General features: G+C 31.0%; 18 protein-coding genes and 1 tRNA gene. 13 read left to right on the forward strand and 6 right to left on the reverse strand.

Annotated elements, in window-relative coordinates; all coding sequences use genetic code 11:
- The first annotated feature begins 143 nt into the window (after positions 1–143).
- The 5 genes from Q0684_RS03955 to Q0684_RS03975 all read left to right on the forward strand — a co-directional run bounded on the left by Q0684_RS03955 (position 144) and on the right by Q0684_RS03975 (position 8,513).
- Complete coding sequence (locus tag Q0684_RS03955) at positions 144–1,292, forward strand: cystathionine gamma-synthase (protein ID WP_299012744.1); 1,149 nt, start codon at positions 144–146, stop codon at positions 1,290–1,292.
- Positions 1,293–1,302: 10 nt separating this feature from the next.
- Entirely contained in the window at positions 1,303–1,518 is a 216-nt protein-coding gene (locus Q0684_RS03960) for a hypothetical protein (protein ID WP_299012745.1), read from the forward strand.
- Between the two features lie 299 nt (positions 1,519–1,817).
- Positions 1,818–6,158 carry a DNA polymerase III subunit alpha gene (gene dnaE, locus Q0684_RS03965; RefSeq protein ID WP_299012746.1) on the forward strand — a complete coding sequence of 1,447 codons (4,341 nt, stop codon included), beginning with the start codon at positions 1,818–1,820 and terminating at the stop codon, positions 6,156–6,158.
- A gap of 380 nt (positions 6,159–6,538) precedes the next feature.
- A complete protein-coding gene (locus Q0684_RS03970) occupies positions 6,539–7,873 on the forward strand; it encodes a D-arabinono-1,4-lactone oxidase (protein WP_299012747.1) in 1,335 nt (444 codons plus the stop codon).
- On the forward strand, positions 7,851–8,513 hold the full coding sequence (locus Q0684_RS03975; RefSeq protein ID WP_299012748.1) for an HAD family phosphatase: 663 nt from the start codon (positions 7,851–7,853) through the stop codon (positions 8,511–8,513). The genes Q0684_RS03970 and Q0684_RS03975 overlap by 23 nt, the downstream gene beginning before the upstream one ends.
- 198 nt (positions 8,514–8,711) lie before the next feature.
- Here the strand turns inward: Q0684_RS03975 and gldA are convergent, their stop codons facing one another.
- The 6 genes from gldA to Q0684_RS04005 all read right to left on the reverse strand — a co-directional run bounded on the left by gldA (position 8,712) and on the right by Q0684_RS04005 (position 15,597).
- A complete protein-coding gene (gene gldA / locus Q0684_RS03980) occupies positions 8,712–9,608 on the reverse strand; it encodes a gliding motility-associated ABC transporter ATP-binding subunit GldA (protein ID WP_299012749.1) in 897 nt (298 codons plus the stop codon).
- A 154-nt stretch (positions 9,609–9,762) separates the two neighbouring features.
- Positions 9,763–10,533 (reverse strand): hypothetical protein, encoded by a 771-nt coding sequence (locus Q0684_RS03985; RefSeq protein ID WP_299012750.1) that lies wholly within the window; start codon positions 10,531–10,533, stop codon positions 9,763–9,765.
- Positions 10,534–10,610: 77 nt separating this feature from the next.
- Positions 10,611–13,361 (reverse strand): carboxypeptidase-like regulatory domain-containing protein, encoded by a 2,751-nt coding sequence (locus Q0684_RS03990; RefSeq protein WP_299012751.1) that lies wholly within the window; start codon positions 13,359–13,361, stop codon positions 10,611–10,613.
- Positions 13,362–13,398: 37 nt separating this feature from the next.
- The gene (locus Q0684_RS03995) at positions 13,399–14,265 is read right to left on the reverse strand and encodes a GLPGLI family protein (protein ID WP_299012752.1); all 867 of its coding nucleotides are present in this window, start codon (positions 14,263–14,265) and stop codon (positions 13,399–13,401) included.
- A gap of 119 nt (positions 14,266–14,384) precedes the next feature.
- Positions 14,385–15,230: a GLPGLI family protein gene (locus Q0684_RS04000; RefSeq protein ID WP_299012753.1), complete on the reverse strand. Its 846-nt coding sequence runs from the start codon at positions 15,228–15,230 to the stop codon at positions 14,385–14,387.
- 7 nt (positions 15,231–15,237) lie between these two features.
- Complete coding sequence (locus Q0684_RS04005; protein WP_299012754.1) at positions 15,238–15,597, reverse strand: hypothetical protein; 360 nt, start codon at positions 15,595–15,597, stop codon at positions 15,238–15,240.
- A 119-nt stretch (positions 15,598–15,716) separates the two neighbouring features.
- On the opposite strand from Q0684_RS04005, the gene Q0684_RS04010 reads away from it, so the two are divergent.
- The 8 genes from Q0684_RS04010 (at position 15,717) to Q0684_RS04045 (ending at position 22,002) form a co-directional block, all read left to right on the forward strand.
- Positions 15,717–17,306 (forward strand): HAMP domain-containing sensor histidine kinase, encoded by a 1,590-nt coding sequence (locus Q0684_RS04010; RefSeq protein ID WP_299012755.1) that lies wholly within the window; start codon positions 15,717–15,719, stop codon positions 17,304–17,306.
- Positions 17,299–17,964 carry a response regulator transcription factor gene (locus Q0684_RS04015; protein WP_299012756.1) on the forward strand — a complete coding sequence of 222 codons (666 nt, stop codon included), beginning with the start codon at positions 17,299–17,301 and terminating at the stop codon, positions 17,962–17,964. Before Q0684_RS04010 ends, Q0684_RS04015 begins: the two co-directional genes overlap by 8 nt.
- 61 nt (positions 17,965–18,025) lie before the next feature.
- Complete coding sequence (locus tag Q0684_RS04020) at positions 18,026–18,640, forward strand: deoxynucleoside kinase (protein WP_299012757.1); 615 nt, start codon at positions 18,026–18,028, stop codon at positions 18,638–18,640.
- 319 nt (positions 18,641–18,959) lie between these two features.
- Positions 18,960–19,505 (forward strand): 30S ribosomal protein S16, encoded by a 546-nt coding sequence (locus tag Q0684_RS04025; protein ID WP_299012758.1) that lies wholly within the window; start codon positions 18,960–18,962, stop codon positions 19,503–19,505.
- A gap of 18 nt (positions 19,506–19,523) precedes the next feature.
- On the forward strand, positions 19,524–20,048 hold the full coding sequence (rimM, locus tag Q0684_RS04030; protein WP_299012759.1) for a ribosome maturation factor RimM: 525 nt from the start codon (positions 19,524–19,526) through the stop codon (positions 20,046–20,048).
- Positions 20,047–20,133, forward strand: a tRNA-Ser gene (locus Q0684_RS04035). The genes rimM and Q0684_RS04035 overlap by 2 nt, the downstream gene beginning before the upstream one ends.
- Before the next feature lie 238 nt (positions 20,134–20,371).
- Positions 20,372–21,622, forward strand: coding sequence for a site-specific integrase (locus Q0684_RS04040; protein WP_299012760.1), 1,251 nt, complete (start codon positions 20,372–20,374; stop codon positions 21,620–21,622).
- A 32-nt stretch (positions 21,623–21,654) separates the two neighbouring features.
- Positions 21,655–22,002: a DUF6660 family protein gene (locus tag Q0684_RS04045; protein ID WP_299012761.1), complete on the forward strand. Its 348-nt coding sequence runs from the start codon at positions 21,655–21,657 to the stop codon at positions 22,000–22,002.
- The last annotated feature ends 10 nt before the right edge of the window (positions 22,003–22,012 follow it).

Raw genomic sequence — 22,012 nt, forward strand, 5'->3', positions numbered from 1 at the left:
TTTTTTTTGCTGTTGTTTTAGTGAAGGAGATGCTTATGTAATACCATCTTATTTTTTAAGAGTATCATTTATTTATCAAGAAAAAAAAAGGATGCCATTTCAATCGTGGCTAAACTTGTTTGCTAACTTATAGAAAATTAAAAATGAAATTCAATACCAAAACAATTCATGGTGGGCAGCAACCAGAACCAACTACAGGTGCTGTAATGCCGCCAATTTTCCAAACTTCTACATTTGCACACGCAATTCCAGGAGAAGCACAAGAATACGAATATGCAAGAGGTAAAAACCCTACAAGAACCGCTTTAGAAAACAGTTTGGCATCTTTAGAAAACGGTACTCATGGTTTTGCATTTGCATCTGGTTTAGCAGCAATAGATTGTGTTTTGCGTTTGCTAAAGCCAGGAGACCAAGTAATTGCTGGAGACGATATTTATGGAGGAACCTACAGAATGTTTACCCAACTATTTCAAAAATATGGTTTAGAATTTACTTACGTAAATATGAATACGGTTGAGAATGTAACCAAAGCAATTACTCCTAAAACAAAGTTAGTTTGGTTAGAAACACCAACAAATCCACTAATGAAAATTGCAGATATTGCAAACATTTCATCAGCAGTAAAAAGTGTAAATAAAGAAGTTTTAATTGCAGTAGACAATACTTTTGCAACCCCTTATTTACAACAACCCTTAAATTTAGGTGCAGATATTGTCATGCATTCTGCTACCAAATATTTGGGTGGTCATTCAGATTTAATAATGGGTGCTTTAGTGGTAAAAGAAGAAAAACTAGCAAAAGACATTCATTTTATACAATTTGCAGCAGGTGCAATCTCTGGGCCTATGGATTCTTTTTTAGCATTAAGAGGTATAAAAACTTTGCATGTAAGAATGCAAAGACATTGTGAAAACGGTAAAAAAGTAGCTCAGTTTTTAGAAAATCATCCAAAAGTGGGTAAAGTTTATTATCCTGGTTTAGAGAGTCATCCCAATTATGCGATAGCCAAAAAGCAAATGAAAGATTTTGGCGGAATGGTTTCTTTCAGTTTAAATGAAAATACAAAAGAAGCTACGTTTAAATTTCTAAAAAGCACCAAATTATTCACCTTGGCAGAATCTTTGGGCGGTGTAGAAAGTTTGGTAAACCATCCTGTAACTATGTCTCATGCATCTATACCAGAAAAAAAACGTTTAAAAATTGGCATTACAGCTGCTTTAATTCGTTTAAGTGTAGGGATAGAGGCTATAGAAGATTTGCTAGCAGATTTAGAACAGGCTTTAAATATTTAAAATAAGATTTATGATGAATAGAAAAATAAAATCACAAAAAAATGCGGCTATTTTTTTAATTACTGGTTCATTAATTTTATTTATTTCCTATGTAAATAAGTTAATTAATTACGGCTATAATTCTAATAACTACATTATTTGTGGATCTCTATTAGTATTAGCTTTTTGTGGTTTTGTGGGTCTTAGAAATAGTTTGCGTAAAGAAAAAGAGCAAAATTACGAGTAAAAAAACTCTTTTCTCCACAACGTTTGTCACTTCGAACGTAGTGAGAAGTCCTATAAACAAGCTAGCGTAAAAGTAAGAAATACAGACCTTAGCACTGCTATAAGTTTTCTCCTATCGTCAATAAAGACAAAATTGTAGAAAAAAAAACGCATCTTTTCTAACTTAACACGAACCAATTTGTCGGTAAAAAAGCCTGAATGGTTAATAACTTATCTTCAAAAAATCATCAAAAAAAAGTATTTTTACAGAGTGTTTAACATGATTAAACATTTCCACAATCATATCTTTACAATACAACTATGTACTTAATTTTTGATACAGAAACCACAGGTTTACCTAAAAGTTGGAATGCTCCAATAACAGATACAGACAATTGGCCAAGGTGTATTCAAATTGCATGGCAGTTGCATGATGGTATGGGAAATGTTTTAGAACACAACGATTTTCTAATAAAACCAGAAGGCTTTAACATTCCTTTTGATGCTGAAAGAATTCACGGTATTTCTACAGAATTAGCAGAAGAACAAGGAATTGCTTTAAACGAAGGTTTACAACTTTTTAATGAAGCTTTAAAGAAAACCAAATTTATTGTTGGGCAAAATGTAGGTTTTGATATTAATATTATGGGATGTGAATTCCATAGATTGGGTGTAGAAAATAATTTAACTACACTGCCACTTTTAGATACCTGTACAGAGAAAACAGCAACCATGTGCCAAATTCCTGGAGGAAGAGGAGGTAAGTTTAAGCTACCAACTTTAACAGAATTACACAATCATTTATTTGGTGTTGGTTTTGGTGAAGCACACAACGCAACTGCAGATGTTGAGGCAACTACGCGTTGTTTTTTAGAGTTGATTCGTTTACGTGAATTTACCAAAGAGCAATTAGATGTAGATGCAGATTATTTTAAAAATTTCTCTGAGGCAAATCCAAAACCAATTCAGGTTATTGGTTTAAAACACATTAACCTAAAAAAAGAAAGTGATAAGATTCGTAAACGTCTAGATAAATTAAAAGATGTTCAAGAAACCAAATCCACTTCAGAAGGTTTAGCAGAATTAGAAAATGTACAATTTGCGCATTTGCACAATCATACACAATTTTCTGTTTTACAATCTACCATGCAAATTGGTAATATTGTAAAAGCTGCAGCAAAAGACAATATGCCTGCAATTGCTATGACAGATACTGCAAACATGATGGCCTCTTTCCATTTTGTGAGTGCTATTTTAAATCATAATAAAAACGCAGAAAACCCAATAAAACCAATTATTGGTTGTGAGTTTAATGTTTGTGAAGATCATAAAAACAAATCACAAAAAGACAATGGGTATCAAGTTGTTTTGTTGGCAAAAAACAAAAAAGGGTATCACAATTTAGCAAAAATGTCTTCGATTGCCTTTGTTGATGGTTTTTACTATGTACCCAGAATCGATAGAGAAATTATTAAACAATACAAGGAAGATATTATTGTTTTAACCGGTAATTTGTATGGTGAAGTACCTAGTAAAATCTTAAATCTTGGAGAAAAACAAGCAGAAGAAGCTTTAATCTGGTGGAAAGAACAGTTTAAAGACGATTTTTATATTGAGTTGATGCGCCACAATCAGCAAGATGAAGATATTGTAAACGAAACCTTATTAAAATTCTCTAAAAAACACGATGTAAAAATTGTTGCCACAAACAACACTTTTTATTTAGAGAAAAAAGATGCCAATGCACATGATATTTTATTGTGTGTAAAAGATGGCGAAAAACAAGCCACACCCAAAGGTAAAGGACGTGGTTACAGATATGGTTTACCTAACGAAGAATATTATTTTAAGTCTACCGAAGAAATGAAAACGCTTTTTGCAGATTTGCCAGAAGCCATTATTAATATTCAAGAAATTGTAGATAAAATAGAAATTTTTACGTTAGCCAGAGACGTTTTATTACCTGCTTTTGATATTCCTGAAGAATTTTTATCCGAAGAAGATAAAATAGATGGAGGAAAACGTGGAGAAAATGCTTTTCTAAAACACTTAACTTTTGAAGGCGCCAAAAAAAGGTATGGAGAAATTACAGAATCCATAAAAGAACGTTTAGATTTTGAGTTAGAAGTAATTGAAAAAACAGGGTATCCTGGATATTTTTTAATTGTTGAAGATTTTATTCGCGAAGCAAGAAATATGGATGTTTCTGTTGGTCCTGGGCGTGGTTCTGCAGCAGGTTCTGTAGTTGCTTATTGTTTGTGGATTACCAATATAGACCCAATCAAATACGATTTACTTTTCGAGCGTTTCTTAAATCCAGAACGTGTTTCTATGCCAGATATTGATATCGATTTTGATGATGAAGGTCGTGGGCGAGTGATGGATTATGTAATTGATAAATATGGCGCCAATCAAGTTGCGCAGATTATCACTTATGGAACCATGGCCGCAAAATCCTCTATTAGAGATACTGCCAGAGTTTTAGATTTACCACTTTTTGAAGCGGATAGAATTGCCAAATTAATTCCAGGTATTAAACTAAAAAATATTTTTGGAGACGATGCCAAAAGTAAAGGAAAAGTAGACGGTTTACGTGCCGAAGAAAAAGTACTGGTAGAAGAACTAAAAACCATTTCTTACGGAAATGACTTGGCTTCTGAAACGGTAAATAAAGCCACTATTTTAGAGGGTTCTGTTAGAAATACAGGAATTCACGCTTGTGGTGTAATTATTACACCTGGAGATATTACCAATTACGTTCCTGTGGCTTTGGCTAAGGATTCTGATATGTATGTTACTCAATTTGATAATTCTGTGGTAGAATCTGCAGGTTTGTTAAAAATGGACTTTTTAGGTTTAAAAACGCTGACTTTAATAAAAGACACCGTTAAAATTGTAAAAGCAAAACATGGTGTTGAGTTAGATCCAGAAAACTTTCCTTTAGATGATGTGCCTACTTATGAACTCTTCCAAAGGGGAGAAACCGTTGGTATTTTTCAGTATGAATCTCCAGGAATGCAAAAACACATGCGCTCATTAAAACCGACGGTTTTTGCAGATTTAATTGCAATGAATGCTTTGTACAGACCTGGACCAATGGAATATATTCCGAGTTTTATCAACAGAAAACACGGTACAGAAGATATTGAGTACGATTTACCTGCCATGGAAGAGTATTTGGCAGAAACTTACGGAATTACAGTCTATCAAGAGCAAGTAATGCTGTTATCGCAAAAGTTGGCAGATTTCACCAAAGGTGAAGCCGATGTTTTGCGTAAAGCCATGGGTAAAAAGCAAATTGCGGTTTTAGATAAAATGAAACCTCAATTTATAGAACAAGCTGCTGCAAATGGTCATGATGCCGAAAAATTAGAAAAAATCTGGAAAGATTGGGAAGCCTTTGCAAGTTACGCCTTTAACAAATCACATTCCACTTGTTATGCTTGGATTGCTTATCAAACTGCGTATTTAAAAGCACATTATCCTGCAGAATATATGGCGTCTGTACTTTCTAATAACATGAAAGATATTAAAGCCGTTTCGTTTTTTATGGAAGAATGCAAACGTATGGGGCTTGAAGTTTTAGGGCCAGATTTAAATGAATCTTTCTTAAAATTTTCGGTAAATAAAGAAGGCGCAGTTCGTTTTGGTATGGCTGCTGTAAAAGGTGTTGGTGCTGCTGCTGTAAGAGCTATTATTAAAGAGCGAGAAGAAAACGGGAATTATTCCTCAATTTTCGATTTGGCAAAACGTATCGATTTACGTGCCGCCAATAAAAAATCTTTTGATAGCCTAATAAAAGCAGGTGCTTTTGATTCTTTTACAGACACACATAGAGCGCAATATTTTGCCACCGATGAAAAAGGACAAACGTTTTTAGAACGCGCCATGAAATTTGGTAGTAAATTTCAAGAAAATGAAAATTCTGCACAAGTTTCTATGTTTGGCGAAGCTTCAACGGTACAATTTCCAGAACCAGATATTCCAGAATGTGAAACCTGGGGAACTATGGAATTGTTATCGCAAGAAAAAGAGGTAATTGGTATTTATATTTCTGCACATCCTTTAGACGATTTTAAAAATGAAATGAAATTTTGTAACGCATCTTTAAAGTATTTTAAAGGCGAATTAGATAAATTGGTAGGCAGTAATTTAGCTTTTGCATCTATAATTACAGATGTGCAACACCGTGTTTCTAAGGCAGGAAAAGGTTGGGCAATGTTTACTATGGAAGATTATGGAGACAGCCACGAATTTAGAATATTTGGTGAAGATTACTTAAAAATGAAACACTTTTTAGTACCCAATTCTTTCTTGTTTACAAGATGTACTGTGCAACCAGGTTGGATGAACAAAAACACAGGAGTTATGGGAGAACCTCGTTTAAAATTTACAGAAATGAAGTTATTGCATGATATTATGGACGAACTTTGTAAAAAAGTAACCATTCAGTTGCCTTTAGAAGAAATTAATGCACAAACCATTTTAAATTTAGAATCCATTTTAAAAAATAAACCAGGCAAGCAAAGTTTAAATTTTACGGTTTGGGACGAAAAAGAGAAACTAGAAGTAAGTTTACCCAGTAGAAATACAAAAATTCATATTTCTAATGAATTGTTGGCTACTTTAGAGAGTCAGCAGATACAGTTTAAGTTGAATTAAGTTTCTGCTTGTTTAAAAAAAACAAACAGATTGTAATTCAACAAGCGCAGTTAAGCACTTTGAGGTTTAATTAGGTTTATAACCATTTTCAAATTATTTGTCTTTATTTTTGAAAGCTTTCTATAAGATCTTACAGATTTTTAAAACCTGTCAAGTGTGCTCTGGCACCTTTTTTAATCTTCAACCAGAAAAATAAAACAGTCTTAATTTCAAATTGATAAAATATTTTCTTCAAAATACTAATATTTTTGTTGAACGCTATTTATTTTGTCATTTCCTTAAAACTTCAAGTAAAATCAAGACTTTTTAGATAAATTAACGAAACCTTCACTTTTACAGAGTTTATTAAACCTAACTTTGTTTAATAAAATTTAAAAAAAATGGAACAAAAAAAGAACGGTACTTGGGTAAGTTGGAATGAGAACTTAAAACACGACTACAAATCACTATATAAGGTGACCACAGAGGAGGAGTTGCGAGAAGTAATTGCTAGCAACGATAAGATTCGTTTTTTTGGAAACAAACAATCTTCGGCAGATATTGCAGCAGGAACTTCAGCTTTATTAGACATGAAAAGCTACAATAAAATAGTTTCTTATGACTATAATGCCAAAACAATAACTGTAGAATCTGGTGTTATTTTGGGCGATTTATTGGAAGCTATAGAAAAAGTAGGTTGGTGTATACCTTGTTTGCCAGACATTAATACCATAACAATTGGTGGTGCTTTAGCAACAGGAACACATGGTACAAGTGGTAAATTATTATCTGAATATATAGACTCTTGTAGATTGGTTTTAGCAGATGGTTCTGTAAAAGAGATAAACAAAGAAGACGAATTATTAAATGCGGTAAAGGTTTCTTTAGGAATGTTAGGTGTTTTGTCTACTGTAACTTTTCAATGCGAACCAGAATATACGTTACATATTAAAGAAAGACCAGAAAATGATAATCAATGGTTACCAAAAGTACAAGAACGTTTAAAAAAGCATGCTTTTTTAAGAGTGCTTTGGTTGCCACATACAAATAATGGTTATGTAATTACTGGAGATAAAATAAACCCTGATACTGAAATTACAGAAAATTTAGGTCCTAAGTTTTTAAAACATAGAAGAACTGCATCTAAAATTTTATATAAATATTCGCACGTTTTTCCTTGGATAACTGCCGTAGCTAATAAATTATTATATCGTGGATTTTTTAGTTCTAAAAAAGAACACAAAGGCTCTTTATATCAAGCAACCGTTACAAAATCTAGAGGTTCTACTTTAGAATTGGCAGAATGGACAGTTGGTTTAAGTAAATTTCCACAGGTTTTTGCAGAATTGAAGGAAGAAATTAACAAATGGTCTAACAATTCTTTTATTCATATTCCTATGGATGTGCGTTTTGTGCAAAAAGATGAGGCTTGGTTAAGTTATGCATACAATGAAGATATTGTAACTATGGGGTGTGTTTCTAGAAATGCAGCAACAGCAGATACTTACGAAGCTTTTAAAACAGTAGAAAACATATTTTTAAAATATGGAGGAAGACCACATTGGGGAAAACGTTTTGCAGCCAAAGATGCACAATTGTCTAAAATTTATCCAAAATGGGAAGATTTTAAAGATTTAAGAGCAGAATTAGATCCTACAAATAAATTTTTGAATCCTTATTTGGCCAAATTGGTAAATGCAAAAAAAGCTGTACATGCAGAAAAAAGTGTTGCCTAAAGGTTTTTTGTTCGATTTTGATGGTGTAGTTGTACATAGCTTTAAAAGCCATGGTAATGCTTGGAGTAGTGCTTTTAGAGAATTATTTAATCAAGAAATTGCACCTTTTCCTAAAAGTCATGCAGGTAAATCGCCAATGCTAATCTCTGAATATTATTGCAGTGTTATTGGTGAAGAAAAACGTGCAGAAGAATTATTTTTGTTAAAGGACGTTCATCTTGATAAATATTTTACAATACCAGACTTATTACCTGGCGTTAGAGAGTTTACAGATTTTCTAACAGCTAAAAATATTCCTTACGGAATTGCAAGTAACGCCACAAGAGGATTTTTAAAAAATAGCATCAAACATTTATTCTTGAACTTCAAAAATTATTTTGGAGTTCAAGATTATGATAAACCAAAACCTGCGCCAGAAGCCTATATAAAACTAGCTGAACATTTGGGTTTTACGCAAACTGATTTTAAAGATATTTGGGTTTTTGAAGATAGTTTAACGGGCACAAAAGCCGCTAAATTAGCAGGAATGGTTCCTATTGGAATTACTACTCAATACACAGAAGAAGAATTAAAAGCGGGCGGGAGTGCATTGGTTTTTCCAACTTTGCTGGAAGCTTATCAATATTTACAAAATAATTAATTGGGCGTTCCCTTTCAGGTCAGGCTTTCGCTACTCACTTTTTTTGCTGAAAAAGCAAAAAAGAGTTCAAACAGGTCGCTCAATCCTTAACGCGTATAGAGCACTTCAAAAGGAAGTAATTTAAAGCCACTTTTTTGATATAAAGACCTCACAGATTTTGGAAACTGTGAGGATTTTATTTTTTTAACAGCAAACAACTTAATTTTTTGTCAACTCTGTAAACAAACTTTCTAAAGTTTTGTTTTCAGAACTTAATTCTAGCACTTTAAAGTCATTTTTTTGTGCAAAATCAAAAATTTTAGCACGCATATCTTGTTCAGAGTTAAAAGTAAGTTGCCAAGTAGCTCTATCCATTTTTTTTGATGCAACAAGATAATCTAATCTTTGAATTAGAGATTCATTAACAGTTACATTAAAAATAACCTTTATAATTTGTTGCTTATTATTTTGTAATTCAGCAAGCGGTTTATCAATAATTAATTCTCCTTTTTTAATAATGATAACGCTATCGCAAACAGCCTCTACTTCTTGCATAATGTGTGTAGAAAATAAAACAGTTTTGTCTTTACCTAGCTCCTTAATTAAGCTTCTAATTTCTACCAATTGATTAGGATCTAAACCAGTAGTTGGTTCATCTAAAATTAAAACTTTAGGGTTGTGTAAAATTGCAGCTGCCAAACCAACTCTTTGCTGATATCCTTTAGAAAGCTGATTTATTTTTTTACCAGCTTCTAAGGTTAATCCTACTTTATTGATACAAATTTCTATTTGGCTTTTATCAACCTTAAAAATAGCAGCTTGAAATTGCAAATATTCTCTTACATACATATCTGCATATAAAGGATTATGCTCTGGTAAATAACCAATTTGTTTTTGTGCTTTTAGCGGACTTTGCAAAACATCAATATCATCAACTAAAACAGTACCAGAATTTGGTTTTATAAATCCTGTTAAAATCTTCATCATTGTAGATTTACCAGCACCATTTGGCCCCAAGAAACCAATAATCTGTCCTTTTTCCGCAAAAAAAGAAACATTATTTAACGCTTTTTGTGTTTTATAAAATTTAGATACTGATGTTACTGCTATAGACATTTTTAATTGAAAATTAGTTTAAATCTAAATCTCATAATTTAAACGAGTTCTGGATACAAATTTTCTGAAAAAGAAATTTCACTAAAACTAACGTTTGGTTTTACTTTAAATAAAGCTATAATTACTACTATAAAATAACGAAATAAAAATACGTTTAGTTTTTGGCTAGAGCTAAATTTTCTCTAATTTTTCTAATATTTTTCATTCTTGCCCAAGCCAATCTATGACGTTGTTTGTATAGCCAAAGTGTGCCTAAATCTAACAAAAAATAAAAAAAACTAATGCCACTTGGTGGATTATGACTTGGTAAAAAATCGAAAACTTCCCAGGCAGTTGCAGGCCATTCCCAACACAAATAATGTGTTCCTACAATTTCTAAATAAGCTACAACTATATACATGGTTAAATAAAACAAGCGCTCTCTAGGCTTTTTTCTTAAGATTAAAAGTGTTGCAGCCGTCATTACAAAACCAAAAACATCATTCTTTAAAATAAGAAATACAGTTGCATAAATGATGATGAAAACCGTAAAAAAACCTTCAATTTTAGCTTTATGTTTAATAATGCTGGCCGCTTTAGAAAAATATAAAACTGCCATATATACCAAAGCATGCCCAGGAGGCACATAATGAGGTACATTACCTAACCTGTAGGCATACATTCCCATAACAATAGAGAATAAATATTCACCAATAATTGCAATGAGTACTGCTGTAATCATTTGTTCTCTGTTACGCTTGTTTACTTTGTAAAATACAATCGTAAATACCACAAACATTACTCCGTTTGCATAATCTTGTGCATTTTCTGTAACTGAAACAAAATAACGACTATCTAAAAACAAACCTGTTGCTAAAAAAAAGAATATAAGCCCTAAACTTTTTAAAGTGGCGTATAAAGGCGATTTTGTTGCTAATAAACTCATACTGCGAAAATAATAAACAAAATAAAAATGACTCCATAATTATGGAGCCATTTTTAAAAGTTATGTAATTCTTAATTTTATAATTGATAACGGATTCTAAAACTTACAAATCTTGGTAAGATAAAACGTTCGTTAATAGATGTAGAAATAATACTCTGATTAACACTTGCTTCTGAACCTGTTGCCAAAAGGTTGTTACCAACAATTTCATATTCAAACTTTGCATCTCTATCTTTTCTATAGGCTAATTTTGCATTCCAAATACTAAATGTGTTGGTACTTTCTCCATCCACTATTTGATTCGTAAAAGAATAATCAGATGTTAAGGTAACAGCATTCCAGATATAAGCATCAAAATTTATAGAAGGCCTATGATTTACTGTTTTTACAATAGCGTTTCTGGCACTGTTATTTTGATCTAAAAAAGAAACATTATATCTTAACGTTACATTTGGTGCTTTCCTAAAATTAGTACCAACTCTTGCTCCTACAGATCTACTTATATTCTCGTTTGTATTGGCTGTACTATTTAAAAATTGAAAAGTTTTAGAATAATTAAACCTACCTGTTAAAGAAGTTTGAATTTTACCAAACCTTTTTCCTGCATTTAAAAAAGCGGTTGCACTTTCATTATCTAAAGGAGAATTTAAAAATGAAGCACTACGAACTATATTACCTGGTGTGAAAATTGTATTTCTATTTACTTGATCTGCTGTTTTACTATAAGATAATCTTCCTACAACATTGGTATTATTAAACAAATTAAAACTTCTGTAAAATAAACTAAAATTATGTGTGTTAGAATTTAGTAACTCTGCATTACCTGCTTGAAAAGAATCGTAATTACTAGCTACAAGACCTCTTGCAATTTGGTTTACGTCTGTAAAATTTACCCTTTTTCTATAATTAAAGGTTAAGCTTTCGCTTTTCTTAAACTGAGCAACCATTTCAAATTCAGGCAATAATTCATTAAAAGTATCTTTAAAAAATTCTGTACCATATTGTGTGTTATTCACATTGTAAGCATGTGCTGTAACACCTGGTGTAAAAGTAAAAATACCTGCTTTTAATCGATATCTAGCACCAACATATACATCTGTAAAATTATATTGGGTGTCGTTGGTAATTTGCTCATCATCTATTCCGTCTATTTCTGGGTCTGGATTAAATTGTGTTCCGTTATCTAAAATTTGAAAAAAACGTGAATTAAAATTTTGACTGCTTGCAATTGTACCTCCAACAAAATTCAAATTACTTTTTCCGTTTAAAATGTAATAATAATCTAATCTGGCATCTAATTGATTTGTTTTTACCTTTCTGTCTTGTTCTAAAGTGTAAAATAAATTGGTTCTATCCAATCCTAAATCTTCTGCAGCATCATCAAAACCATCATTCTCTGCCAAGTCATTATTATTAGGATCATTTTCAAGAGAAGCTACATAAAAAGGGTCTTCATCTTGCAAAACATGGGTAACCTCTAAAGCAAAAATATTTTTTTCGTTTGCTGTATAAAAATAACTCAAATCTTGATTAATCGTATAAGGTGTTGCATTTTGAGTTTCTGTAATATCACTTAACACACGTGAAGCAATATTTTCTGTTCTAGATTCATTAGAAAAACGACCAGATATGTTATAATTCATTTGATTATTTACATCTTTTTTATAAACAGCTCCAAAACGAAACAAACCTGTGTTGCTGTTTTGGTCTGTAGTATTGTCTCTAAATTCATCTGGAATTGCAGGATCTATATAATCAATATCTATAATATTTCTTTGCCCATTGCTATTTCCAGACCAGATTAAAAAACCTGTTAAATCTAATTTTGTATTAGGAGAATAACTAAAGTTTACTGCAGATAGCTTAGTTTCTATTCGATTTGCATTTCTTGCACCTGCATTTAAAAATCCAATACCCACATCTGGCAAACTAATGTTTGTACCATTAGAAGGACTTTCACTTCTAAAACCACCGCCAAAACTTCTAACATCTCTTCTGCTTAGCACAATGTCTCCTAAATTATTTAAATCTCCAATAACATTTATTGTATATTTAGGCGAATAATAAAACAATTTAGGTTGAAATAAGTACAAACCTGTATCTTGAGAGTTTCCACCTCCAACAGAAATATCGCCAAACCAAAAATTCTTTTTTCCTTCTTTTAGTTTGATGTTTATAGCAACTCTATCTTGGTTGTTTTGCACACCACTTAATTGGCTTACACTAGAGTAATTTCTTAATACTTGTATTTTATCTACAGCATTAGAAGGTATGTTTTTAGAAGCCAACCTTGTATCTCCACTAAAAAATTCTTTACCATCTACCATAATTTTTTCTACACGCTTGCCTTCTACCTCTATTTGGCCTTGATCGTTTATTTCTACACCTGGTAGTTTTTCTAAAACATCTTCTAATTTACGTTCAGATCCGTTTTTAAAGGAATCTGCGTTGTACACAATAGTATCTCCCTTAACAGTTACTGGCATTTTAGAAACTATGGTAATTTCATCTAAAGAATTGTCTTCTTTTAAGGTTATATTTTTTACGATATCTGCTTCTTTTGTAAGTACTTCAAAATCTGCAGGCTTAAAACCTATGTAGCTAATTTTAATATTATAAGTACCGTTTTTAGCCAAATCTAATTTGTATTTACCTTGTGCATCTGTAAAACCATAAGATGCCATTTTTTTGGTAATTTTATCAATGGCCAAAACATTTGCCATTTCTAAAGGCTCTCCAATACTATCTTTTACAACCCCAGTAAGTTTTAATTGAGCATTCGTAAAAAAAGTAACCATAAGTAGGATTAGTAGTACTATTTTTTTCATTTATTTAGGTATAAAGTTTGATTTCTATTTTGAATTACTAGCTTCTTCTTCCGCCTCTTCCTCTGCCTCTAAAACGTGCTCTCATTTCTTCCATTTTTTTGGTAATGGTTTCTGTGTAGTCTTTCCTAGTAATTTCTTCTCCTTTAGTTGGCTGTTCAATTTTTATTTTATCTTCTGGATTCATCACAATTTCTGTGCATAAAATTGTTGTTCTCCCTTGGTTTACTTCTAAGATTAAACCAGGTAAACCCCAATATTCTCCAGGGCCATTACTCACTGGTATTTGTGGTGTATACCAAGCTGTTACTGTTATTTTTTCTGGCATTTCAAATTCTTCAGAAACCTTTATTGTCTTTGTCGAATCTGTTTTTGCATCATCTTTCTTTTTATCATCATCTCTATTTCTTCTACGCATATTGGTCCAATCTAAAGGATCTATATCTTTGGTTAAGGTAGCTTTATAACAAATATAATTTCCTATTTTTTTAGTTTCGCTGCCTAATTCCCATTGTGGCATTTCCATTTCATCAGAAATTAAAAACTTTTTACCAAAAAACTCTGTAGATTCTAAAGCTACCATGTCTTTAGTGTTCTTATATTTTGTGCCACCACCAGTCATTCCTCCCCAGCCTCTTCCGCTTCCAGCGCCAGGAGCTGCTAATTTTTCATCCTCTTTATAAACAGATGCTGTTGTATTAAAAGTTAAAATGTAGGTTTTCTCTAAGAAAGATTTCATTCTGGCTGCAATTTCTTTTTTTCTAGCTTCAGACATTTGTCCGTTTCTAGAAAAACGACTCATATCCATAGTAGATTTAGACATATAGGTTGCTTTTCCTTGAAAATCTTTCTGTGCAAAATTGGTTAATGTACCTAATAATAAGGCAATTGTAAGTAATACTCTCATTTCTTTAATTCTAAGTTTATTCAAAACTACTGTTAATGCTTTACCCTTAGACTTAAAGAAAACTTAAAAGTTTAATTTGAAATCTTTAAACGTTTAATTCATATTTATTATAAATAAGCTTAACCTCCAAATTTAATATTTAGACCATTTCCTAGATCTAAACCATTTCTACCTTTCATTTTTTCCAACATCTCTTCTGTTTTTTGTTTTTTTATTTTGTCAAACTTTTTTTGTGTAACAATTTTACCTTTTTCTGGTTCTTGTATGCTTATACTTTCTTTGGAGTTTAAAACAACTTCTGTACAAACTATTATTTTTTTACCATTATTTACTTCTAAAATTAAACCGGGCAAACCTTGGTAATTTGCAGGTCCATTATTTAAAGGAATTTCTGGTGTATACCAAGCTGTGGTAACAATGGTTTCTTTGGTAACTTCTTCTTTAGACTCGCCATTAACCATAGTAATCTTTTTATTTTTTACTTCTTTGGTAAAGGTTGCTTTGTAACAAGTATATTGCCCAATATTTTTTGTTTCTGATGATAATTGCCAAGCATGTTTTGGCAGACTATCTTTTATTAAAAAACGTTTGCCTTGTATTTCAGTTTGATTTACAAATCGATTCTCTTTACTATTTTTAAAATATACATCTGAAGCACTAGAACCACCTAAAGACAATATTTTAACACCTGTTGCCCCAATTTTAGCTCCAGGGTTTTCTAATTTTTCTTCTTGTTTGTAGGTAGATGTATTTTTAGTAAAATTTAAAATGAATGTTTTCTGATTCATTTTTTGCATTCTTTGCCTAAGTTCTTCTTGCATTTTTTCATCAATACCTGCATTTTTACCATCCTTAAATTTAAACGTACTTTTTTGGCTAGTTTTATAAACTGCTTTTCCTGTAAAATTTTGTGCTTTTATGGCAAAAGCGAATAAAATTGCGATTGTTGTTAATAGTGTTTTCATAATAGTTTTATTTATTTTCCGATAATTTAATCATCATTTTAACCATTTTCTTACTCTTTTTAATGACATCTTCTATATTTTTTGATTCATCATTTATAGTTATTTCACATTTAAACTGATCTTTTGAAGTTTTACTTAAATCTAAAGCAAAACCTAAAGCTATTTTTTGCTCTGGCTTGTTGGTTGCAAAAATCGATTTTATATCATCCCAATTAATTTTTTTTAATTCTTCTACTTTATCCGCAGAAAATTTAAGTGAGGTAATTTTTGCAACATCATCTTTTACATAATTTGAATTTATCTTGTTGTCTTGTGCATTTGTAATTCCGCAAAAAAGAAGTAGCACATAAAAAATTAGATTTTTCATAAGTATTGATTTTAATTGTTCTGTACAAAGGTGGACAAGACAATTGTATTTCATAGTTAAGTAGTGTTAACGATTGTTAACCAGCTGATTTTATAATTTTTACCTTCTATATTTGTAATATGAATACCACAAAACAACCTTGGCTTTTATACGTTATTGCCATTACTATTCTAGCAACTGTTACCATTCAATTTTATTGGAACTTTAAAAATTATGAAGAAAATAAGAGACAAGTTACCAATGATATACAATTGAGTTTAGACAATGCTGTAGAGGAATATTACGCTACTTTGGCAAAAAGTAATTTTATAACCATAGTAGAAAATAAAAAAACAACTTTTAAAGAAAATTCTATTGGTTCTATTTTAAGAGAAATAAGAGAAAATAAAGTTGATTCTGTAAAACCAAAAATAACTCTTAATGGTATTAAAATTACTTCTAACGATAATCTATCTCAAGAAAAGATAGATTCTATGATGACACAAACCAGAGATTTTGTAACTGATTTTAATTTAAAGAAAGATTCTAAAGCAGATAAAAAAGTAAAAGCAATTGCAATATCTTCTAAATTTATAGATGATAAAAACGGGTTTAACACCAATGCTGATGGCACAAAAACACCAGTAAAATACTTTAAAGGTAAAAAAGCAGCAGACAGCTTAAAATTATTATCTAATTTAAAACCAATATTTATTTCTTTTTTAGATGAATATGTAGCCTATGATAAAATTGATTCTTTAATAAAAAAACAATTAGACCATAAAAAAATTAGTATTCAAACCAGTTTTAATCACTTTAAAAACGACACACTATTTCATCAAACAAATGATTCTTTAATAGACCAAACTGTTTTTTCCGTAAATTCTAAATCTACTTATGTAAAAGAAAACGAAACCTTTAAATTGGTATACAACAACCCAAATTTTGAAGCTTTAAAGCGTAGTTTTTTCGGAATTGCCTTGTCTTTATTGTTAGCTTTAGCGGTAATTTCTAGTTTATTTTATTTGTTAAAAGTAATTCGCACGCAAAAAGAATTGGCAATTATAAAAAACGATTTGATCAGCAATATTACCCACGAATTTAAAACACCAATTGCAACAGTTTCCACCGCTATTGAAGCTATAGAAAATTTTAATGTTTTAGACGATAAAGAAAAAACCAATAGGTACCTTTCTGTGTCTTCTGTTCAGCTGAAAAAACTAAATCAAATGGTAGAAAAACTTTTAGAAACCGCCACTTTAGATAGCGAACAATTAATTTTAAAGAAAGAATCTGTAGATATTATAGACCTGATTGAAAAACAAGTAAAAAAACATCAATTATTAGCGAATGAAAAAGAAATTTTATTTGCTGCCAATGTAAAACCTTTGCATTTAAATGTTGATGTTTTTCATTTTGAGAATGTTGTTTCCAATTTAATTGATAATGCCATAAAATATGGTGGAAACACAATTGAAATACATGTAAATTCAATTTTAAATAGCATGGAAATTGCTGTGGCAGATAATGGAACAGGAATAGATAAATTACAACAAGAAAAGATTTTCGATAAATTTTATAGAGTGCCAAAAGGAAACACACATAATGTAAAAGGCTTTGGAATTGGTTTGTATTACTGCAAAAAAATTATTGAAAAGCACTTGGGTACATTAACCTTAACATCGACAAAAGACAATACCATATTTAAAATAAATTTGCCAAATGAATAAAATTAAAATTTTACTTGCAGAAGATGAAGCCAGTTTAGGTATGATTGTAAAAGAAAGCCTAGAATCTAGAAATTTTGCAGTTTTTCATGCAGAAAATGGTGAAGAGGCTCTAGAAATGTATAAAAATGAAGAACCAAACATTTTAGTTTTAGATGTAATGATGCCTAAAAAAGACGGTTTTACCCTAGCCAAAGAAATAAGACAAGAAAACAAACAAATTCCCATTATCTTTTTAACGGCAAAATCACAAACTGCAGATGTTTTAGAAGGTTTTAATGACTACATAAAAAAGCCATTTTCTATGGAAGAATTAATTGTAAGAATTAATGCTCTCCTAAATAGGATTGAACTAAAATCTGACAAAGAGCACATTACAATTGGTAATTATATTTTTAACTTAACTAAGCAAACCTTAACGCTATTAGATGAGGAGCAACAGTTAACCCATAGAGAGGCGCAATTGTTATTTTATTTAGCCAACAATAAAAATCAAGTTTTAGACCGTAGTTTTATTTTAAATAAATTGTGGGGCAGTGACGGTTTTTTTAACGCGAGAAGTATGGATGTTTTTATAACCAAATTGAGAAAAAAGCTGAAAAAAGATGAAAGTATACAAATCTTAAATGTAAGAGGTATTGGTTATAAATTACTTTGCTAATCCTTTTACAATTGTAAAATTTATGTACCTTTAACGCCTTTATAATTTTATACAATTTAATATGCACGTTGCAATTGCCGGAAATATTGGCGCAGGTAAAACTACGCTTACCAAACTTTTAGCCAAACACTACAAATGGAAACCTCACTACGAATCTGTAGATGAAAACCCATATTTAGATGATTTTTATGGCGAAATGGAGCGTTGGTCTTTTAATTTACAGGTGTATTTTTTAAATAGCCGTTTCAGACAGATTTTAGAATTAAAAGAAACCGGGAAAAAAATTATTCAAGATAGAACTATTTACGAAGACGCCCATATTTTTGCACCAAATTTACATGCAATGGGTTTAATGACAAATAGAGATTTTAGCAACTATTCTTCTCTATTTGATTTAATGGAAAACCTAATAACACCTCCAGATTTATTAATTTATTTACGTGCAGATATTTCTACTTTGGTTGGTCAGATTCACAAACGTGGCAGAGAATATGAAAATTCTATTTCCATAGATTATTTAAGCCGATTAAACGAACGTTATGAAGCATTCATTTCTACTTATACCAAGGGAAAATTACTAGTAATTAATGTTGATAAACTCGATTTTGTAGCCAACCAAGAAGATTTAGGATATATAATTGATAGGATAGACTCTCAAATAAACGGGTTGTTTTAGATTGATGAATTTTGAATTGATTTATCCGTAATAATTATTTTTTACCCGCAAACTTGTCTTTTCGACGCCAGGAGAAACCTCATAGTATTGCTCACGTTTGTTTTGCATACTGCTATGTTTGTTTATGAAACTTTTCACTACGTTTGAAGTGGCAGGCGTTGTGGTGACAAGTTTTTGCTGTTCAATACATTAGAAGTGATAAAAAATATTGATTTTTAGCATTTTAGTTTAAAAAGGTTTTGTATTTTTGCACTCGCTTATCACGAGATGGTAAGAATTTTAATAATCGAGGTCGAGAACCTCAAAAAATTAACAAATTATGTCTGTAAAGATTAGATTACAAAGACACGGTAAAAAAGGGAAACCATTCTATTGGATAGTTGCTGCTGATGCTCGTGCAAAAAGAGATGGTAAATACTTAGAAAAAATAGGTACTTACAATCCAAACGTTAACCCTGCAATTATCGATTTAAACATTGATAAAGCTGTAGAATGGTTACAAAATGGTGCACAACCAACAGATACTGCTAAAAACATTTTATCTTACAAAGGTGCAATGTTAAAGAATCATTTAGCTGGTGGTGTAAGAAAAGGTGCTTTAACACAAGAGCAAGCAGATGCTAAATTTGCCGCTTGGCTAGAAGAAAAAGCAGCAAAAATTGCTGCAAAGTCAGAAGGTTTATCTAAGGCAGAAGCAGATGCAAAAGCAAAAGCTTTAGCAGCAGAAAAAGCAGTAAACGAAGCAAGAATTGAAGCAGCTAAACCAGTTGTGGAAGAAGTTGCGGAAGTGGAAGCAGCAGCAGAAGATGCAGCTGAAGTGGCTCCAGAAACTATTGATGAAGCTCAAGAAAAAGCAGCAGAATAAATTATAATTTACACGAGTATGCGTAAAGAAGATTGTTTTTATTTAGGCAAAATCGTAACAAAATATAGTTTTAAGGGGGAAGTAGTTATCAAATTAGATACTGATGAACCTGAGTTGTACACAGAAATGGAATCAGTTTACGTCGAATTTGGCGCAAACTTGGTTCCATTTTTTATTGAAAAAAGTTCGCTGCATAAAGGCAACCAATTACGTGTTCAGTTTGAAGATGTATATTCTGAAGAAGAAGCGGATGCGATTTTAAAATCTGGTGTTTATTTACCAAATACCATGTTGCCAGAATTAACAGGAGATAAGTTTTATTATCATGAAGTTATTGGTTTTACTGTGGTAGATACTAATTTTGGTGAAGTTGGGCAGATTGTTCATATAAACGATAAAGCTGCACAACCACTTTTTGAAATTGATAGGGATGGGACAGAAATTTTTATTCCTATGGTTGACGATTTTATTAAAAAAGTAGATAGAGAAAACAAAATAATACAGGTAAACGCTCCAGATGGATTGATAGCCTTGTATATTTAGAGAGGTGTCTGAGTGGTCGAAAGAGCTACCCTGGAAAGGTAGTATATGGGTAACTGTATCGAGGGTTCGAATCCCTTCCTCTCTGCGAAAGGAATACTAATTAGAGTCAAAACCCTACAAACGCTATGTTTGTAGGGTTTTTTCTATTTAAAGCATACCAATCAAAATCATCAAAAATTGTTGTGTAAGATGCTGATTAGGGGTCTGTTTTTTTAATTTATAACTGACACCGAATCAAACTAAATATACTGATATTTAATTAGTTATGAGTTTTTTTTAATTTTATTTTCGTATATTTATGCTATAATAGTTAACTGACACCTATGCAACATTTATTCTCATTCATTTTCTACATCAAACGTAGTAAAGCAGACAAAAATGGAAAAGCAAATATTTATTTAAGGATTACTGTAAATGGTAAAAGAGCCGAATTAAGTATTTCAAGAAAGGTTGATGTTCAAAAGTGGAGTTCCTCTGCTGGCAAAATGAAAGGTTCTTCTGGAGCGGCTCAACAACTTAATAAATATATTGATAGTATTGCTAATCGAATTTATAAAATACACCAAAGATTAGTAGAAGAAAATAAATTAATTACTGCTATTAATATTAGAAACATTTACCAAGGTAAAAATGAGGTTCGAAAAATGACTTTAGAAATTTTTGAAAATCATAATATTCAAATGGAAAAGTTAGTTGGTAAAGATTATGCTTTAGGTACTTCAGAAAGATATAAAACAGCAAAAAAACATTTAAAAAATTATATCAATCACGAATATAAAATAGAAGATATACCAGTAACCGAGATTGACAATAAATTTATTACAGGGTTTGAATACTATCTAAAAACAGAAAAAAATTGTGCACACAATACAACAATAAAATACATTACTAATTTTAAGAAAATTGTTAGAATTGCATACGCCAATGATTGGATAGTTAAAGACCCGTTTTTTAACTGGAAAGGAATTTTAAAGACGGTAGAAAGAGAATTTTTGGATGAAGAAGAAATTCAAAGATTAATTGAAAAAGAATTCTCTATACATCGTTTAAATTTAGTGAAAGATATTTTTGTGTTTAGCTGCTTTACTGGTTTAGCTTATGCAGATGTAAAAGCTTTAAATAAAGATAATACCGTGATTGGTATTGATGGTGGTCGTTGGATAAAAACAACAAGAAAAAAGACTAAAACCAAAAGTAATATTCCATTATTGCCTTCTGCAGAAATAATTTTAAAAAAATATGAAGAGGATTCTGATGTTTTAAATTCAAATAAGTTATTACCAATTTTAAGTAATCAAAAAATGAATGCTTACTTAAAAGAAATTGCTGATATATGCGAAATAAATAAAAACTTAACTTTTCATTTGGCACGTCATACTTTTGCAACCACTATAACACTTACTAATGGTGTTCCAATAGAATCTGTTAGTAAAATGCTTGGGCATAAATCTCTGAAAACAACACAGCATTATGCTAAAATAATTGATAGAAAAGTTAGTGAGGATATGGCTGTTTTGAAAGATAAATTGAGTATCCATACAACTGTAAAAGAAAAGAAAGAGCTTCATTTGTAAATTTATTATATAGGTTTCATTTTGCACAACCATTGCACATATTATTTTTTACTTTTGTATTAATGAAATTTGCTACAATCATATTATCATTATTAATAATATTGCTTTCTGCAACACCTTGTTCAGATGGTCTAAATCAAGCAGACCTAAATCAAGAAGAAATAGGTGTTAATCATAATCATCAAGAAGATAGTGATGATAATTGTCCAATAACCTGTATTTGCAGTTGTTGTGGTATGTCTATAACTTATGAGCCACTAAAAGTATTTAGTTCAATTGATTTTCAAAAAATTTCTACTCAAATAATTGCTGTTTATCAATCAAATTATAGGTTTGATTTTCATACCAATATCTGGCAACCTCCCCAAGTAATTAGCTAAACATTTAGAT

It is taken from the genome of uncultured Polaribacter sp., assembly GCF_947503875.1.
In the GTDB taxonomy this organism is placed as follows: Bacteria; Bacteroidota; Bacteroidia; order Flavobacteriales; family Flavobacteriaceae; genus Polaribacter.

Bases quoted from the DNA above. Each gene is read 5' to 3' on its own strand.
- Q0684_RS03955 (WP_299012744.1), top strand. From the start codon at position 144: ATGAAATTCAATACCAAAACAATTCATGGTGGGCAGCAACCAGAACCA.
- Q0684_RS03960 (WP_299012745.1), top strand. From the start codon at position 1,303: ATGATGAATAGAAAAATAAAATCACAAAAAAATGCGGCTATTTTTTTA.
- dnaE (WP_299012746.1), top strand. From the start codon at position 1,818: ATGTACTTAATTTTTGATACAGAAACCACAGGTTTACCTAAAAGTTGG.
- Q0684_RS03970 (WP_299012747.1), top strand. From the start codon at position 6,539: ATGGAACAAAAAAAGAACGGTACTTGGGTAAGTTGGAATGAGAACTTA.
- Q0684_RS03975 (WP_299012748.1), top strand. From the start codon at position 7,851: ATGCAGAAAAAAGTGTTGCCTAAAGGTTTTTTGTTCGATTTTGATGGT.
- gldA (WP_299012749.1), bottom strand. From the start codon at position 9,608: ATGTCTATAGCAGTAACATCAGTATCTAAATTTTATAAAACACAAAAA.
- Q0684_RS03985 (WP_299012750.1), bottom strand. From the start codon at position 10,533: ATGAGTTTATTAGCAACAAAATCGCCTTTATACGCCACTTTAAAAAGT.
- Q0684_RS03990 (WP_299012751.1), bottom strand. From the start codon at position 13,361: ATGAAAAAAATAGTACTACTAATCCTACTTATGGTTACTTTTTTTACG.
- Q0684_RS03995 (WP_299012752.1), bottom strand. From the start codon at position 14,265: ATGAGAGTATTACTTACAATTGCCTTATTATTAGGTACATTAACCAAT.
- Q0684_RS04000 (WP_299012753.1), bottom strand. From the start codon at position 15,230: ATGAAAACACTATTAACAACAATCGCAATTTTATTCGCTTTTGCCATA.
- Q0684_RS04005 (WP_299012754.1), bottom strand. From the start codon at position 15,597: ATGAAAAATCTAATTTTTTATGTGCTACTTCTTTTTTGCGGAATTACA.
- Q0684_RS04010 (WP_299012755.1), top strand. From the start codon at position 15,717: ATGAATACCACAAAACAACCTTGGCTTTTATACGTTATTGCCATTACT.
- Q0684_RS04015 (WP_299012756.1), top strand. From the start codon at position 17,299: ATGAATAAAATTAAAATTTTACTTGCAGAAGATGAAGCCAGTTTAGGT.
- Q0684_RS04020 (WP_299012757.1), top strand. From the start codon at position 18,026: ATGCACGTTGCAATTGCCGGAAATATTGGCGCAGGTAAAACTACGCTT.
- Q0684_RS04025 (WP_299012758.1), top strand. From the start codon at position 18,960: ATGTCTGTAAAGATTAGATTACAAAGACACGGTAAAAAAGGGAAACCA.
- rimM (WP_299012759.1), top strand. From the start codon at position 19,524: ATGCGTAAAGAAGATTGTTTTTATTTAGGCAAAATCGTAACAAAATAT.
- Q0684_RS04040 (WP_299012760.1), top strand. From the start codon at position 20,372: ATGCAACATTTATTCTCATTCATTTTCTACATCAAACGTAGTAAAGCA.